This window comes from Hymenobacter lapidiphilus, assembly GCF_003417065.2.
Lineage (GTDB): Bacteria > Bacteroidota > Bacteroidia > Cytophagales > Hymenobacteraceae > Hymenobacter.
This window is the reverse complement of the sequence record NZ_QVLT01000014.1, coordinates 95300-108353: the sequence shown is the minus strand read 5'-3', so window position 1 is coordinate 108353 and position 13054 is coordinate 95300. Positions and strand designations below refer to the sequence as shown.

The window sequence follows — 13054 nt, the reverse complement described above, 5'->3', positions numbered from 1 at the left end:
GACTGGACAGAAGCTGACTTCAGAAAAGAATAGCTTCTGCCCAGGTCTCGCTCCGCTCAGGATGACAGCTTTAATCTGGCGACTTGCTCTACCGCACGTTCAACTCGAAGGGCAGGCGGGCCTGGGCGCCGCGCATCTCCGAGAGCTTCTTGTACTGCTCGTACATCGGGTAAAACGGGCCCATTTCCTCCTTCACGGCCCGCTGGCGAGCTTCGGTACCGAAGGAGCTCATGAGCTCTTCGGCGAATGTTTTCTGGCGGGGCAGCTGCTGAATGCGGTAGTCGCCTTCCTTGAGCTTGGCCCGGCGGGCGGCAATGCGCAGCGCGTCGTCCATCGAGCCCAGCACGTCGACGAGGCCGCGGGCCTTGGCATCGGTGCCCGACCAGACCCGGCCCGAGGCGAACCGGCGCAAACGCTCGACGGGCATGTTGCGGCCGGCGGCGGCTTTGGTGGTGAAGTCGGCGTAGATGCGGTTGATTTCCTGCTGAAACTGCTGCTGCTCGTAGGGCGTGAGGGCGCGCGTTACGGTGGGGAAATCGGAGAATTTGCCGGTCGTTACGCGGTCGGTTGTGATACCGATTTTGTCGCTTAGGAAGGGCCCCAGGTTGGGCAGCACACCGAACACGCCAATCGAGCCGGTGATGGTGGTCGGGTGGGCCACAATGGTGTCGCAGCCCATGGCGATGAAGTAGCCGCCCGAAGCCGCCACGTCCGACATGCTGGCAATCACGGGCTTCACTTTCTTGGTCAGCATCACTTCGCGGTAGATGATATCGGAGGCCAGCGAGGAGCCGCCGGGCGAGTTGATGCGCAGTACCACGGCCTTCACCTTGTCATCGAGGCGGGCTTTGCGGATGGCTTCGGCGAAGCGGGTGCTACCGATACTGGAGTTGCCGCCCTTGCCGGTCACGATGTCGCCCTCGGCGTACACCACGGCAATTTTATCGGTGCCCGAACCCAAGTCGTCCTCGTTGTTTTTGGCGTAGTCGCCCAGGTCAAGCAGGCTCAGCTTGGCGTCTTTCTTGAGGCCCAGCTTGCCCTTCATGTAGTCGGTGGCCTGGTCGTAGTAGCCCAGGTCGGTTACCAGCTTCAGACGCTTAGCGTCGTCGGCGTTATGCACCAGCATCGAGTCCGAAATCAATTTCAGGCGAGCCGGGGCGATGCTGCGCGAGGCGGCCACGTCGGCCAGCATGGCGTTGTTAATCGAGTTGAGGAAGGTGGAGGTTTGTAGCCGCGCCGAGTCCGACATGCTGGTGCGGAAGTAGGGCTCCACGGCGCTCTTGTAGGTACCGACCCGGAAAATCTGCACGTCCACGCCCAGCTTGTCGAACAGGCCTTTGAAGTAGGTTGGCTCCGAGCTCAGGCCGTTGAATTCGAGCGTGCCCTGGGGATTGAGGTAGAGCTTATCGGCCACCGAGGCCAGGTAGTAGCTTTTCTCCGACTGCGCATCGGCGTAGCTGACGATGAACTTGCCGCTTTTCTTGAACTCCAGCAGCTCGTGGCGGATTTCCTCCAGCGAGGCCATGCCGCCCTGCACCAACTCCAGATTCAGGAAGATGCCCTTGATGTCGCCGTCCTTGGTGGCGCGGCGGATGGCAGTTTTCAGCTCGTGCAGCCCCAGCGTGCTGGCCTGGCCGCCGGTAAAGCCGGCCAGCGGGTTCTCGAAGCCCCGCTCGCCAATCGGCTTGTCGAGCTTGAGCTCCAGCACCGAATTTTCGGCCACGGTAATGGTTTTGTCCGACGAGGCCAGCCCGGCAATCAGGGCCAGCAGCAGCAGCGTGCTGACGATGCTGAGCACAATAACGCCGACGATGGTAGCCAGCACGTATTTAAAAAACTGTCGCATGGAAATAGGCAAGTGAGGTCTGCTAACAAATGTAAGCGCTTTGCTGCCCCGCCGCCGGCTAATCAACCAACGGCCCGTTTGGCAGCCGGAACGACGTAGGGGCGGGGCTTGTCCCCGCCCCTACGTCGTTCCGGCGCTACTGTTCCAGCGGCGGGCGGGGACAAGCCCCGCCCCTACATGCCGTACTTCTGGCCCCACAGCTCCCGCAGCCGCTCGCGGGCTTTGGTTTCGGCCGGGTTGTCGGCGGGGTGGTAGAAGGTGGTGCCGCTGAGGGCTTCGGGCAGGAACTCCTGGTAGGCGAAGTGACCGGGGAAATCGTGCGAGTATTGGTACTGGCTGCCGTAATCCAGCTCTTTCATGAGCTTGGTGGGCGCGTTGCGCAGCGGCAGCGGCACGGGCTGCACGCCCTGCTGGCGCACCAGCGCCCGCGCCGCCCGAATGGCCTTGTAACTGGCGTTGCTCTTGGGCGAAGTGGCCAGGTACACTACCGTCTGGCCCAGAATAATATCCGACTCGGGCATGCCGATAACCGTGACGGCCTGGAAGCAGCTCTGGGCCAGAATCAGGGCGTTGGGGTTGGCCAGACCCACGTCTTCGGAGGCCAGAATGAGCAGCCGGCGGGCAATGAACTTCACGTCTTCGCCGCCTTCGAGCATCACGGCCAGGTAGTAGAGCGCCGCGTTGGGGTCGGAGCCGCGGATACTCTTGATGAAGGCCGAAATGACGTCGTAGTGCATTTCGCCGCCCTTGTCGTAGCGGGCCAGGCGCTGCTGGGCCAGCTGCTGCACGCTCTCATCGGTGAGCACGATTTCGCCGGTTTTGGGGTCGGGCCGGGTGGCTTCCACCACGATATCGAGCAGGTTGAGCAGCTTGCGCGCATCACCGCCCGAGATGGTGAGTAGGGCGCCGTAGTCCTGCACCCGCACGTTTTTCTGCTTGAGCACCGCGTCTTCGGCCAGGGCTTTATCCACGAGGCCGATGAGCACGTCCTTGCCCAGCGGCTCCAGCACGTACACCTGGGTCCGGCTCAGCACGGCCGGAATCACCTCGAACGAGGGGTTTTCGGTGGTGGCCCCAATCAGCGTCACCACGCCCTGCTCCACCGCGCCCAGCAGCGCGTCCTGCTGGCTTTTGCTGAAGCGGTGGATTTCATCAATGAACAGAATGGTGCCGGGCTGCCGCTTGGCCCGCTCAATCACCTCACGCACATCTTTCACGCCCGCATTCACCGCGCTCAGCGAGGCGAAAGGCTTGCCCAGCTCGCCAGCCAGCAGGTTGGCCAATGTGGTTTTGCCCACGCCCGGCGGCCCCCACAGAATGAGCGAAGGCAGCCGGCCGGCCCGCAAATAGCGCCGCAGTACGCCCTCGGGCCCAATGAGGTGCTGCTGGCCGGCATACTCATCGAGCGTGCGGGGGCGCATGCGCTCGGCCAGCGGGGCATTGGCAGCAGGTTGGGCCGGCTGGCTGGATTTAGGCGCGGGGTCGGAATCGAAAAGGGAGCCGGTCATTTTTGAGCTGCAAGCATTAAGTCGCAAGCTACAAGCTTCGGGCGGGAGGCTGCCGTTCAACGCCGAGGCGCAATGGGTTGCGTCTGTACAATCGTTTGGCGGGCTAGGCGCAACCATTTATCGGGCGGGCAGCTTGTAGCTTGCAACTTAAAGCTTGCAGCTCTCCAATGAAAACCTCCGTTAAAGTCCACGCGGCCCTGTTTGTGGTGTCCCTGATTTACGCGGCCAACTACAGTATCTCTAAAGACGTGATGCCGCGCTACATGGGTCCATTTGGGCTGGTGCTGCTGCGGATTGTGGGCGCCACGCTGTTCTTTACCATCGCCCACCGTCTGGCCGCGCCCCACGACCGGATAATCGGCCGCGGCGATAACCTGCGCTCCATTGCCAGCGGGGTGCTGGGCATCGGCCTCAACCAGCTGCTGTTCTTTTCGGGCCTCAACCTGACCTCGCCCATCAACGCCTCGCTCATCCAGACCATCGCGCCGATAGTGACAGTGCTGGCCTCGGCGCTGCTGCTGAGCGAAAAGCTGACGCTGCGCCGGGTGCTGGGCGTGGGCGTAGCGGGCTTGGGGGCGGCCAGCATAATCCTCAGCCGCAGCTCGACGGAAGCGGCCGGCTCCAACGAGCTGTTGGGCGACATCTACATTTTGCTCAACGCCACGGCGTTTGGCATTTACCTGGTAATTGTAATGCCGCTGATGCGCAAATACCACCCGTTTACGGTGCTGGCGCGCATCTTTCTGGTGGGCGCGGTGCTGGCCGTGCCCGTCGGCTGGCAGCAAGCCGCCGCCGCCGACTACGCCAGCTTCCCGCCCGGCATCTGGGCGGCGGTGGCCTACATGGTGTTGTGCGTGACCATTCTGGCGTATCTGCTCAACAACTGGGCCCTCAAATATGCTTCGCCCGCGCTGCTGGGCACCTATATCTACCTGCAGCCGGCCCTGGCCGTGCTCATTGCCGTGGGCTTAGGCAAAGACCACATGAGCTGGGAACGGGCCGGCCAGGGCCTGCTGATTTTCCTGGGCGTGTTTCTGGTGAGCCGCAAGCCCAAGCCGAGCCAGCTGGCCGCCGTGCCGCCGCTGGGGCCAGTGCAGGATTAAAACGGGGTTGTTGAGGAGGGGGCTTCGCGCTGCTGGTTATCTTTGTACTAGTGGACCCCGCCGCCGAAATCCGTAAAATTATTCACCTTGACATGGACGCCTTTTATGCCTCCGTGGAGCAGCGCGACCAGCCGGAGTTGCGGGGGCGGCCGGTGGCGGTGGGCGGCTCGCGCGAGCGGGGCGTGGTGGCGGCGGCCAGCTACGAGGCCCGGCAGTTTGGGGTGCGCTCGGCCATGTCGTCGGCGCTGGCGCGACGGCGCTGCCCCGAGCTGGTGTTCGTCAAGCCGCGCTTCGAGGTGTACAAGGAAGTGTCGCGGCAGATTCGGGCCATTTTCGCCGAGTACACGCCGCTTATTGAGCCGCTTTCCCTGGATGAGGCCTACCTCGACGTAACCGAGAACCTGAAGGGGGTGGTGCTGGCCAGCCAGGTGGCGCGCGAAATCCGGGCCGAAATCCTGCGCCAGACCCAGCTGACGGCCTCGGCGGGCATCAGCTACAATAAGTTTCTGGCCAAGCTGGCTTCCGATTACCGCAAACCCAACGGGCAGTTTGTCATCCGGCCCGAGCAGGGGCTGGCCTTTGTGGAAGTGCTGCGGGTAGGCGAGTTTCATGGCATCGGCCCGGCTACGGCGGCGCGGCTCAACCAACTCGGCATCTTCTCGGGCCTCGATTTGCGGCAGCAGTCGGAAGCCTTTCTGCGGCAGCATTTCGGTAAGGCCGGCTCGCACTACTACCTCATCGCCCGCGCCCAGGACCCGCGCCCCGTCCGGCCTGACCGGGTGCGCAAGTCCATCGGCAACGAAACCACCTTCGAGCACGACCTGACCAGCTACGACGACCTCTGGGCCCGCCTCCTCCCCTGCCTCGAAACCACCTGGGCCCACGCCGAACGCCTGGGCGTACGCGGCCGCACGCTCACGCTCAAAGTCAAGTACGCCGACTTCCAGCAGATAACCCGCAGCCGCACGCTGTTTGCCCCGCTGCAACACCGCGAGCAGGCCGAGCGCCTGGCCTACGAGCTGCTGCTGGCCCTGCTACCCGTGCCGTTAGGCGTGCGCCTGCTGGGCCTCACGCTCTCCACCCTCGAAAGCCAGGAAGACCAAATAGGCCAGCAGCTGGGACTGGCTTTGTAGGTAGCTGTTAGCTGAAAGCCACTAGCGGTTAGCTTTCACTGATGAAAATAGACGAAAAACTATCAGCTATCAGCTACTCAAAGACCCACTTCCTCAAACGACAAATCCAGCAGGTCGAACTCGGGCCAGCGGGGGTGGTCGAAGTGCCACCATTCGGCGGGATAGTTGCGGAACCCCTGTAGGTGCATGGCGGCCAGCAGCAGGCTGCGGTTGAAAAGCACGTGGCCCGGCAAATCGAGGTAGCGAACGTGGGCGGCTGGCGTCAGCTCATCGAAGGCGGTAGGTAGCGGCAGGGGCTGGCCGGTGCTTAGCTGCACCAGCCCTACATCGACCGAGCAGCCGCGGTTGTGGCGCGAGCCCCGCCAGGGCGGCGCGGCGAAGTCTTCGTCGCCAATCAGCTCGTAGAATGCGCGCGTTACGTGGTAGGGCCGGTAGGCATCGTACACGCACAGGCCCACACCGAATAAGGCCAAGCTCTCCTGCACCCGTGCCAGGGCCACGGCCACCGGCCGGCGCAGCAGGGCCTGAGCGCGGGTGTACAGCGAGCGGCCCGCCAGGTTGTCGGCGGTGGCGTAGCGCACATCCAGCACGAGGCCGGGCACCTGCTTCGCTAAGTCCACCAGCTGCTGGTCGGGGTCGGCGGCCACCCGCGCCCGGTACTCCTCCCCGGAGCAGATTAACGGCAGATTATAGGGATTGCGGGACATAGTTTTGCGCCGTTGAAACGCCAGAATAGGACCTGCTTTTCAGTAGGGCTCAGTTGCTGATGCCAAGGCACTGAATAGTGCCCTGGTATTTATCCAGGTGGCCTTTTTGATCCATGTGGTAAATGCCGCTTATGACTATTTTTTCTTCCTTCAGGCTTGCCAAAACTGCCGGGCTCAGGATTGTAGCAGGACCTCCAGAATCCAGCCAAATTCTATCAGCGTTATTCGGCCAGTTGCGGCGGATGCACACGTTCTCGAATTCGTAGGTGAAAATTCCGGGCACCTTCACTTTTTTCAAATGGAAGTCTCCGGGATTTTCCACGATGTCCGCCATGCTGCAAACGATAAATCCATCTTCGGTTTTTCGCTCTTTACCGGATTCACAGGCAATCAAGGTCAAAGCCAGAAATCCATAGAAAAACAGCGTTGACAGGGCCGGGAAAAGCTTCATACACAGGTCGTTTCAGGGTGCGGAAATTATTTACGCCGGCTTTTCTCGTACTCGTACACAACTTCGCCCAGGCGGCGCAGGAACGGAAAACCGACGGAATCGTAGTCGTATCTATCGTCGTTGAGCACGCCGTCGGAGTTCACGTAGATAACGGCGCTGAGCATGAATTCGACGCCGGTTTCGGGGTTGACGATGTAGGCGTTGTCGATGAGGAAGCCATAGGCCAATCCTATTTTATTGTAGATGCGCACGCCTTCCGGCAGCGGCCCGGCGGGGCCGCCGGCCAACAGAAACTTCACGTAGTTATCGGGGTAGTCGGCTGGCAGGTAGCGCGGATGCTGGCTTTGGCGGGGCAACTGGTGCAGGCTGTTGAGCACCAGGCGACGGTCGGCCGAATCGAGGCGCAGGCGCTGGGCGGGCGGAACGGTTTCGGGGAACAGCACCAGCTGCAGGCTGCGCTGTAAATCGACGAGGGTGGTAGCGTTTTTAGTGCTGAAATCGAATGGTTTATCGATTTTTTGCTGGTCCTCCAGGTAGGCCGTGCCAATGAGCCGGCCCCGCCGCTGCCCATGGGGCCAGCGGCCCCCAAAGTAGGCGGCCGGCTGCAGGTACAGTGGCCGGGCCAGCGTGGTATCGGTGTACAGGGCCAGCGGGTTGGTATGGCGGGCCGTCGAATCCTGGTCGCCGACTGAGAGCCGGTGGCGCAGCACGGTGCGGCGCAATCCGTGACGGCGCAGGCCCTGCTGCAGCTCGGCTGGCCCCACGAATTCGTAGAGGCGGTTGTAGGCGTCGTTGTCGCTTACCAGCAGCATTTTGCGTACGTAATGCGCCAGGCTGGCGCGGCCGTCGGCGCTGGTTGTGTCTCGTTCCACTGGCGTCTGGCCCCAGCCGGCGGCGGCTATGCGTAGTGGGGCGTTGCTGCGCAGTTCGGGCTGGGTCTGGCGCAGGTCGTGGAGCTTTTCGAGGGCCAGCAGAGCGCCGGGCAGCTTAATGGCGCTGGCCGGGTAGAAATACTCGCCGGGCCGCAGCCGGTAGCTGTAGGAACGGAAATGCGGCTGGCCCTGCGCATCTCGCCGGATTTGGGTGTACAGAATCTGCAGGCGGTGCTCCCCGGCCTGCCGGGCCACGGCGGCCAGTATCGGATCGGTGCGCAACAACTGCGGCAGCGGATTTTGGCCGTACGCCGCGCCGGTTGCAGTCAGGAGCAGACAGAGTAACAGGTAGCGCATGGATGGCCGGATTACGGTAGCAAGTGGCTGAAACGAACGGAAGGTAGGGCAAAAAACACCCGACCCGCACCCCGAGACATACGTCCGGAGTGCAGGTCGGGTGTTTTCGCGACACAGACCGTCGGCTTACTTGGAAGGCGTCTGGGGGCCACCTTCGAGGCCGTTGGTCTGGTCGCTGTTGCCGTAGCCGCCCCGGATGCCCGTGCCGTCGCCCATGTTTTCCTGGGTGCTTTCGGGAATGGCGGCCTCGGGGTTCGCGCCGGCAGCAGCCTGCGAATCGGTTTGCTGGGCGGCGGCTCCGGCCCCATCGGCTATTGCGTCGGCGGCACCGGGCTTTTTGGCTTGTTCTGCAGAATCTTTCATAGAAAAGAAAAGTAGCGTGAGTGATATGTAGGCAGCAGGCCGTGGCAGCCTAACGCCCCTTTGGGCAGGAACTACCGGTGTAAGTCCGGCGCAACTCCTGGGGGCTATACGCACCGAACAGTCGCCTTGTTAGGGGCAGCCAGTTGAAAAATGCGGGCTTTTTCCCAACTTAACGGCCGATTTTGCCCCTGTTATTCGCTATGCCCGGCTTGCCTTCCGCCCCCGATTCGTTTCAGCAGAAAACCACTGCCGAGCTACAGCACCTCATCGAAAACCCCGGCTTCTACGATTCGGGCGTAGTGGCCCGCGCCCGGCAGGAGCTCCGGCAGCGCGGGGCGCTGGTGCCCGCCGCACCCTCGTTCTCCGAACCTGCCGCCCTGCCGGTTGAGGCCGACTATGACGACACCGCGCCAGCGGGCCGCGGCAACAGGTGGCTGCTGGGCGGGCTGCTGCTGGCCGTGGTGCTGGCCGTGGCCTGGTGGGCCTTTCGCCCTACGCCCACCGTAACGGCCGCCGCAACTCCGGCCGCCCCCATTGTACTCGAAACTACTGTTATCCGGCCCCTGCCTTCCTTCGAGCAGGAAGCAGCCGGGCAGGTGGCCATTACCCGCCGGCTGCTGCCCGCCGCCGACCGCGCCGACACCACCGCCGCCGGCCGCTACGCCCGCATGGCCCGCCGCTACTGGCTGGCCGAAAATACGGCGGCCCATCTCACGGCCCAGGCCGAAGCCGATTCGGTTACGGACGTGTTTCCGGGACAGGTTACCATCGCGCTGGAGCGCATCAACTGGTTTTTAGGCGCCATGGCCTACGACCAGAACCTGACGCCGGAAATGGACAGCCGCTTGGCCCTGATGCAGCGCGGCATGGGGCTACGCCGCTCCTCACTCGAATCCCTCAAGGCCCACGCCGAAATGGATATGCCACCACTCAACAACGACGTAGAGCGGGACCAGCAGGAAGCTAAGGCCATCAGCCGCGAGGTACTGGGCCAGTACCGCAAGGCCGCTCCTATTCGGGGCCGGCTCGAAACGCTGTAGGCCGGGTTTGGGGGCTGAGCCGGCAACTCTGGCAGGCGGCGCGGGCTGGCAGGGTTTGTGAAGCCGGCTGCAGGGCCGCACAGCATCTGACTCGACAGGATGAAGCGGCGCTTAGCTCTTCCTGTGCCGCCCATGCCCGATTCCGCCAACCTCCCTCCCGACCCGCTTCCTCCCGACCCCGCTACCAACCCGCTGACCGGCTACACCGAGGCCGAGCTGCTGTACCTGGCCCGCCATGCGGCCGAGTACCCGCCAGCCGTGGGCCAGGCCGCCGGCCACGAGCTGCAGCGGCGCGGCCTTGTACCCAACCCGGAAGCAGCTCCGCCCCGCCCCGCCGGGCCGCCTGAGGCTGCGTCCAGGGCGGGGTCGCGGCCACGCTGCGGGGTATTTTTGAGTTCCGGCCGGGCTACCGGGCCACACCGGCACTGCTCTGGCTGAACCTGGTGGCCTACCTGCTGCTGGGGCTGGCCGGTACCAACCTGCTGCAGCCCGCCGGCGCCGACCTCATCCGCTGGGGATCCAACTACTCAGCCCTCACGCTGCCCGGCCAGCCCTGGCGGCTACTAACCAGCACGTTTCTGCACGGCGGCTTCGGCCATCTGCTGCTCAATCTGCTCACATTGGTTTTTCTGGGGCTGCTGACTGAGCGCCTGGTGGGCAGCAGGCGGCTGCTGGGAGTGTACCTGTTGAGCGGAGTGGCGGGCAGCCTGGCCAGTTTGTGGTGGCACAGCCAGGGCGTTAACTCGGTGGGTGCTTCGGGAGCCATTTTCGGGCTTTATGGGCTGCTGCTGGCCACGCTGCTGCGCCGGCCGGCCTCGCTCAGCCGTTCCGAGCGGGCGGCGCTGGGCATGTTCGTGCTCTATTTTATGGTGAGCAGCCTGGTAGGCGGCCTCGAAGCCCACACCACCGACAACGCGGCCCACGTAGGCGGCCTGCTAGGCGGGGCCGTGCTGGGCGCCCTGCTGCCGGCTCCGGCAGCCAGCAGCGACTAAGCCGGGCGCAGGGGCGGCCCAAAGTCAGATTTTTTCGGGCCCCATACCAACCATTTGGTTTCGGTGAGTATCCTTGTTCCATGAGAAAAACCTTATACTTTTTAGTAGCTGCGGCGGGCTTACCGCTGTTGGCTCGGGCCCAGGCTCCGGCTCCTCTTCCCAATGGCAACCTTGAAACCTGGGCGCCCCGCAAAGGCGTAGAAGCGCCGGCCAGCTGGCTAACCATCGACGACGCACTAGCAAGCGAGAATATACCCCCGATTCTGTTTCCGCGCACCGTTACGAAAAGCAGCGACGCGCACGGCGGCAGCTTCGCGGCGCAGTTGCAGAGCCAGTCGGCACCCCTGCGCAATGGCACCGCCGTCCGCCTGCCGGTGCTCAAAGGCCTGCCGCAGCGGGTGCTGGCCCGCCGGGCCGCCGCCGCCGACGACGCTTTCGACCTGCCCGCCCTGCTACTGCAGGGCTCGATAACGGCCAACGGAGACTTGGTAGGCATCCCGTACACCGGCCGGCCCAGCCGCATGCAGTTCTGGTACAAGCTCACGGGGCCCGCGGCCAAGGCCGATTCGGCCATTGCGGGTGTTCTGCTCACGCGCCGGTTCAGCCCGATAGCCGAGGTGATTGAGGTGCTGGCCCCGCAGAGCACTTACACGCTCATGGATATGCCCATTACGTACCTCTCGAATCAGACTCCTGACACCCTGCAGATGGCATTTGCCTCGACTACGGCCGAAGCGGCTGGCACCGGCAGCCGCCTGTTTATTGATGATGTGCAGCTGGTGGGCACCGTAACCGGCACCCGAAACCCAGCCGCTACGGCCGCGCTGCAGGTGTACCCCAACCCCAGCGCCACCGGCGAGTTCAGCCTGGCTTCGCTCACCGACGCTTCGCTCTCGACGGCCCCGTTCACCGTTACCGATGCCACCGGCCGCGTGGTGCTGCGCCAGGCCGCGGCCCCGGCCAGCGCCGCCCACGGCCGCCTCGTCGATTTACGGTCGCAGCGTGCCGGTGTATATCTGCTGCGCCTCGAAGCACCGGTTGGTCCGGTGGTCCGTAAGCTGGTTATTCAGTAAAACAGGCCAGTTACCAATGGAAAAACGGGGTCCGGCGCAAACTGCCGGGGCCCGTTGCTGTTTTCAACCAAAGCCTTATCTGCCAGCAAGCCCCGACCGCCTCGGCAACGTGCCCCGGGCGGCGTTCTTTGCTACCTTACCACCATGACCGACGCTGACGACCAAGCCGCTACTCCCTCGCCCCGGCGCCCGCGCTGGCGGCGGGTGGCCGCCGCCGTGGGCCGGGCCGCCCGGGCCCCCTTCGATGGAGCTGGAGCCCTATACCGCATCGGCCAGGACAACCTGCACTTCACGCTACCCGTGCTCAACGGCGCCTTCGGCGACCAGCTGGCGGCCCGCCACGACCGGCGCACCATCCGTTTCAGCTTCCGCCGTTATGCCGCCGATGTAGCCGTAGCCGACCTTGGCCTGCAGCCGGCCACCGGCGGCCGGCCGCGCACGACAGTGGTGTTTCTGCACGGGCTGATGGGCGATGAAGTTATCTGGCAGACCGGCCACGGCCCCGACGACCTGCGTTTTGGCCCGCGCCTGCAGCAAGACCTACCCGAAGTGTGCTGCCTGTACGTGCGCTATAACTCGGGCCTGCATATTTCCGAGAACGGCCGCCGCCTCCACGAGCTGCTGGCCGAGCTGGTCGCTACCTACCCCGACGCCGTGGGCGAGCTGGTGCTGGTGGGCCACAGCATGGGTGGGCTGCTCATCCGCTCGGCAGGCTACTATGCAGAAATTGAACATGCTGCCGATGGGCTGATAGCGGCTGCTGACGGGGTAGCTACCCCCGTACCATCCGATAAGCAGCTGGATAACGACGAACAACGCGAACCAAAAACTGCGAAATCCACCCCGGAAAACACCAGCTGGCTGGCCCGCATGCGCGACGTGTTTCTGCTGGGCGTACCCAACGACGGCTCGTTTCTGGAGCAGAACAGCCACCTCACCAGCCTGGTACTGCGCAAAATCAACCTTTGGCCCACCCGCGCCATCAGCGGCCTGCTCGACCAGCGCAGCAATGGCATCAAGGATTTGCGCCACGCTCTGCTCGTAGATCAGGACTGGCAGAGTCCTCACGCCGACGACCTGTTTCCGCCCCGCACAGTGGTGCCACTGCTGCCCCACGTACACTACCACGTGCTGATGGGCTCGTTGCTGAAATCGGCCAATTCGGCGCTGCACGATTACTTTGGCGACGGACTGGTGGGAGCCGGCAGCGCCGCCGGCCGCATTTTTCAGGATCCCGCCGCCCCGCCCGGCCGGCTCATCAGCACCCGCGTGTACCCGCAGCTCCACCACGGCACGCTACTCAGCAACCCCGAGGTGTACCAGTACCTGCGCGAGCGAATTGGCTAGTGGCAACGCCGGAACCGTCTGGGCGCAACGGGCGGCGGCGGCTGGATGCCCGAATTTTGTATAGAACTCCGTCCGCATTAAGTAGCAAGCAGGCAAGAAGTTAGCCGCTTTTTTTAATGATTCCGATACATAACTACACCTAACCGGGGCCGGGGCATAACAGAGGCAAATTGGCGGGCATTATTCCACGCAGTCAGGCGTTTGAGCGCCACGACCTGTCCGGGCAGCTTATCCCGGCAGGGTCGCTTTGTTCTCTATCCGC

13 protein-coding genes are annotated in these 13054 nt (G+C 63.7%); 7 read left to right on the top strand and 6 right to left on the bottom strand.

Annotated elements, in window-relative coordinates; genetic code table 11:
• Positions 1–88: 88 nt before the first annotated feature.
• A complete protein-coding gene (gene sppA / locus D0N36_RS10450) occupies positions 89–1846 on the bottom strand; it encodes a signal peptide peptidase SppA (RefSeq protein WP_116941335.1) in 1758 nt (585 codons plus the stop codon).
• 173 nt (positions 1847–2019) lie between these two features.
• On the bottom strand, positions 2020–3267 hold the full coding sequence (locus D0N36_RS10445; protein WP_190242616.1) for a replication-associated recombination protein A: 1248 nt from the start codon (positions 3265–3267) through the stop codon (positions 2020–2022).
• Between the two features lie 254 nt (positions 3268–3521).
• On the opposite strand from D0N36_RS10445, the gene D0N36_RS10440 reads away from it, so the two are divergent.
• Complete coding sequence (locus D0N36_RS10440; protein ID WP_116941333.1) at positions 3522–4457, top strand: DMT family transporter; 936 nt, start codon at positions 3522–3524, stop codon at positions 4455–4457.
• Between the two features lie 50 nt (positions 4458–4507).
• Positions 4508–5590 carry a DNA polymerase IV gene (dinB, locus tag D0N36_RS10435; RefSeq protein ID WP_116941332.1) on the top strand — a complete coding sequence of 361 codons (1083 nt, stop codon included), beginning with the start codon at positions 4508–4510 and terminating at the stop codon, positions 5588–5590.
• A gap of 77 nt (positions 5591–5667) precedes the next feature.
• Here the strand turns inward: dinB and D0N36_RS10430 are convergent, their stop codons facing one another.
• From D0N36_RS10430 to D0N36_RS10415, 4 genes are all read right to left on the bottom strand, one after another.
• Positions 5668–6297, bottom strand: a complete 630-nt coding sequence (locus D0N36_RS10430) for a M15 family metallopeptidase (protein WP_116941331.1) — start codon at positions 6295–6297, stop codon at positions 5668–5670.
• Positions 6298–6346: 49 nt separating this feature from the next.
• Positions 6347–6748, bottom strand: a complete 402-nt coding sequence (locus tag D0N36_RS10425) for a hypothetical protein (RefSeq protein WP_116941330.1) — start codon at positions 6746–6748, stop codon at positions 6347–6349.
• A gap of 26 nt (positions 6749–6774) precedes the next feature.
• Positions 6775–7977 (bottom strand): serine hydrolase, encoded by a 1203-nt coding sequence (locus D0N36_RS10420; RefSeq protein WP_116941329.1) that lies wholly within the window; start codon positions 7975–7977, stop codon positions 6775–6777.
• A 126-nt stretch (positions 7978–8103) separates the two neighbouring features.
• A complete protein-coding gene (locus tag D0N36_RS10415) occupies positions 8104–8340 on the bottom strand; it encodes a hypothetical protein (RefSeq protein WP_116941328.1) in 237 nt (78 codons plus the stop codon).
• 182 nt (positions 8341–8522) lie between these two features.
• Here D0N36_RS10415 and D0N36_RS10410 point away from each other — a divergent pair, with 182 nt between their 5' ends.
• From D0N36_RS10410 to D0N36_RS10390, 5 genes are all read left to right on the top strand, one after another.
• Positions 8523–9380 (top strand): hypothetical protein, encoded by an 858-nt coding sequence (locus tag D0N36_RS10410; RefSeq protein WP_147320830.1) that lies wholly within the window; start codon positions 8523–8525, stop codon positions 9378–9380.
• Between the two features lie 132 nt (positions 9381–9512).
• Entirely contained in the window at positions 9513–9818 is a 306-nt protein-coding gene (locus D0N36_RS10405) for a hypothetical protein (protein ID WP_116941326.1), read from the top strand.
• Positions 9819–9823: 5 nt separating this feature from the next.
• Positions 9824–10372: a rhomboid family intramembrane serine protease gene (locus D0N36_RS10400; protein ID WP_190242614.1), complete on the top strand. Its 549-nt coding sequence runs from the start codon at positions 9824–9826 to the stop codon at positions 10370–10372.
• Positions 10373–10452: 80 nt separating this feature from the next.
• Positions 10453–11445, top strand: coding sequence for a T9SS type A sorting domain-containing protein (locus D0N36_RS10395; RefSeq protein ID WP_116941324.1), 993 nt, complete (start codon positions 10453–10455; stop codon positions 11443–11445).
• Between the two features lie 144 nt (positions 11446–11589).
• Complete coding sequence (locus tag D0N36_RS10390; protein ID WP_116941323.1) at positions 11590–12792, top strand: esterase/lipase family protein; 1203 nt, start codon at positions 11590–11592, stop codon at positions 12790–12792.
• Positions 12793–13054: the final 262 nt, after the last annotated feature.

Bases quoted from the DNA above. Each gene is read 5' to 3' on its own strand.
- sppA (WP_116941335.1), bottom strand. From the start codon at position 1,846: ATGCGACAGTTTTTTAAATACGTGCTGGCTACCATCGTCGGCGTTATT.
- D0N36_RS10445 (WP_190242616.1), bottom strand. From the start codon at position 3,267: ATGCGCCCCCGCACGCTCGATGAGTATGCCGGCCAGCAGCACCTCATT.
- D0N36_RS10440 (WP_116941333.1), top strand. From the start codon at position 3,522: ATGAAAACCTCCGTTAAAGTCCACGCGGCCCTGTTTGTGGTGTCCCTG.
- D0N36_RS10430 (WP_116941331.1), bottom strand. From the start codon at position 6,297: ATGTCCCGCAATCCCTATAATCTGCCGTTAATCTGCTCCGGGGAGGAG.
- D0N36_RS10425 (WP_116941330.1), bottom strand. From the start codon at position 6,748: ATGAAGCTTTTCCCGGCCCTGTCAACGCTGTTTTTCTATGGATTTCTG.
- D0N36_RS10420 (WP_116941329.1), bottom strand. From the start codon at position 7,977: ATGCGCTACCTGTTACTCTGTCTGCTCCTGACTGCAACCGGCGCGGCG.
- D0N36_RS10415 (WP_116941328.1), bottom strand. From the start codon at position 8,340: ATGAAAGATTCTGCAGAACAAGCCAAAAAGCCCGGTGCCGCCGACGCA.
- D0N36_RS10405 (WP_116941326.1), top strand. From the start codon at position 9,513: ATGCCCGATTCCGCCAACCTCCCTCCCGACCCGCTTCCTCCCGACCCC.
- D0N36_RS10395 (WP_116941324.1), top strand. From the start codon at position 10,453: ATGAGAAAAACCTTATACTTTTTAGTAGCTGCGGCGGGCTTACCGCTG.
- D0N36_RS10390 (WP_116941323.1), top strand. From the start codon at position 11,590: ATGACCGACGCTGACGACCAAGCCGCTACTCCCTCGCCCCGGCGCCCG.